This window comes from Halobacillus sp. BBL2006, from assembly GCF_000786645.1.
Taxonomy (GTDB): domain Bacteria; phylum Bacillota; class Bacilli; order Bacillales; family Halobacillaceae; genus Halobacillus.
This window is the reverse complement of the sequence record NZ_JRNX01000212.1, coordinates 1-2,562: the sequence shown is the minus strand read 5'-3', so window position 1 is coordinate 2,562 and position 2,562 is coordinate 1. Positions and strand designations below refer to the sequence as shown.

Sequence of the window (2,562 nt, the reverse complement as noted above, 5' to 3'; positions counted from 1 at the left end):
TCAGGGTAAAAATGCTGAAGGTTTTGTTCCACTCGTTCAAGCACGTGGTTCTGGGCGCCTAATAAAAAGATTTTATATCCTTTGATGTTGGAAATACTTAACAAATCGATCATTAAGTCATAGCCCGTGACACGTTCAGGAAGCGGGTCTCTAAGCAGTTGAGAAGCGCGGATGATTCCAATGCCATCTGCGGTAATATAGTCGGCTTTAAGTAAATGATTCATATAGGTGGTATCCGCGTTCGCTAACATCACAATTTCAGGATTGACCGTAATGACGAACGATTTCTCTTCGAGCATTACGTGCTCATCCAGCTTTTTGACCAAAGTTTTGTGATCGATGTGTGAAAGTGGGACCCCCATGATTTTCACTTGCTTCATATGTGGTGTGGCTCCTTTGAAATTGCGCATACTTACTCTAGATAATATAACACAAAAAAAGGGGCAACCATATGGTTTTGCCCCCTTTGTCATTGCATTGTTAGAAAAATTACTGCGCGATATTCAGTCGATCAAATAATGTTCCGTAGGATCCGCCGTGGCTATAGACAAACGCGTCCTCATAGCTGCGGTCGCTGATATTTTTCGGTGCAATTTTATACCAGGTTCCATTTGCAGAAACTTCGTCTAAAATTTGAACCGTAGAACCGGCTTTTTTCAACTGGTAAATGTCGTTGTTGTCGACTTTTGCTGTTGATCGGACGTTGGTGTTGTTCTGTTTCGAAACAGCCAGTCCATATTGTCCGTATTCAGCAGGCACATCCAGCGTGCTGCTCAAATATTGATCCATCTGATACATGATGCTTGAAATCTTCTGTCCCCAGTAAGGGTCAGAAGCATAGCGTACGTTCATGCCTGTGCTCTTATTTCCTAAGTGAGCCCCATTAAAGCGCCAGTTTTCATCCTTAAAATAACCTGGAACGATGAACTGTTCGGCAGCTTCTAAAATGCCGTCTTCATAGCTGTCATATGTTGTTGCATTTTCGTAAGGGTTCGCATCGACAGCGTTGATTCCGAAGAGGTTATTTTTGTCTCGTGCGATATCACTTTCTCCCCAGCGGCTCTCGATAATGGCATGGGATAGTAAGTACATGGCGTTTGTTCCGTGCAATTCTTCTGCTTTTTTGAACGCTTCGCCTAACCCGATCAGCGGGCTGCCTGGACGTTTTGCAGCGATAAACTGGTTTAACTGTTCAGCAGTGTACTGTGTTTTTGAATACAGCGGCATGCGGTTAAAGTATTGATACGCATCGCCGACTTGATCGCCGGTTGTGTTATAGAACGTGTTTCCGTTCCAGCTGTAGTATTTCTTCCCTTCACTCAAGAAAGAAGGCGCTTTGCCGTACACATAGCTCACTATTCCTTCTGTGATCGGGTTATAAATGTGATGATACAAATCACCGTTTCGTGCTTCGTAATACGATCGCTTTGTCACCATGTGGGAAGGATTCAGGTTGGCAGCATCTGCGTCAATATAACCGACGGTGTCTGCGATTTGAACTTTCACCCATGTTTCTGTTGCGCCGAGATACTTCATTTCGATGCCTGATGTGACATAGGTGCTAGCGGTAGCTAACGATTCTGTTGGATAAACGTAAGCAAATTTGTTCGATACAACCATACCGTCATTAATCCAGACGATATTGCTGCCATTCATGACTACTTGATTGCCGGAAACATGGCTTTTCGCCTCTTCAAACGTTTCGTATTTTCCTGTGACCTCAGGTTCACCATCTGTGCTTAACGTAGCCACTTCATAGTTAAGAGGTACGGGAGGATTGATAATATTCAGCAATCGATTGATCACTCCTGCGGTTTGGGCACGTGTTGTGCTTGCTTTAGGATCAAAGAATTTGTTGCCTTCAGAATCGACTTTACCAGTCAGAATTCCTAAGTTCGTCAAGCGTTGGACAGCTTCACGATAAATATCCTGGATTTCTTCGTTGTCGTCAAAATTAAGTGGCTCTTTTTCTGAGACAACGCCTTTTAAATCAGCGGCGCGCATGATCATGACCGCCATTTCTTCCCGTGAAATTTCACGCTTCGGACGGAAAGAACCATCCGGATAACCATTGACTAGACTTTGTGTGCTCGCAGTGATGACGGAAGGATAAAACCAATCTTCGGGTGTAACATCGGAGAAGGATGGAGATTCGGAGACTTGAGCGACGGAATAATCAGCAGCAGCTTTCATTTCTAAATCCAAAGCTCTGACTAAGAATGCCGTAAATTCACTTCTATTGACGGGTTTCTCTGGTAAGTATGTATTGTCTCCGTAACCTTTGAGAATTCCTTCATCAATTAAATTCCTCATATCTTCTTCAAAAAAGTGTCCGGTAATATCGTCGGCGGCTTCAGCTTTCGCGACACCTGGTGTGAATAGTGACAGCAGAAAAGCTAAAACGACACCGAAAAACAAAAATCTTTTCATTATGAGTCTATTCCCCCTTATTTAGAATCTATTAAATAATGTACCAAAAAAGATTGTCGAATAATAGTTAATTTTCGGTAAATCTACCAAACTAGCTAAAATATGGGGGTAGAATGATTATTTTCTTTTTTT

2 protein-coding genes are annotated in these 2,562 nt (G+C 42.7%); both read right to left on the bottom strand.

Going from position 1 to position 2,562, the window contains the following annotated elements:
- A partial coding sequence (locus LD39_RS07320; RefSeq protein ID WP_035544632.1) for a WecB/TagA/CpsF family glycosyltransferase occupies window positions 1–380 on the bottom strand: 380 nt, incomplete at its 3' end.
- Between the two features lie 109 nt (window positions 381–489).
- Window positions 490–2,430, bottom strand: a complete 1,941-nt coding sequence (locus LD39_RS07315; protein WP_035544629.1) for an S-layer homology domain-containing protein — start codon at window positions 2,428–2,430, stop codon at window positions 490–492.
- Window positions 2,431–2,562 lie beyond the last annotated feature (132 nt).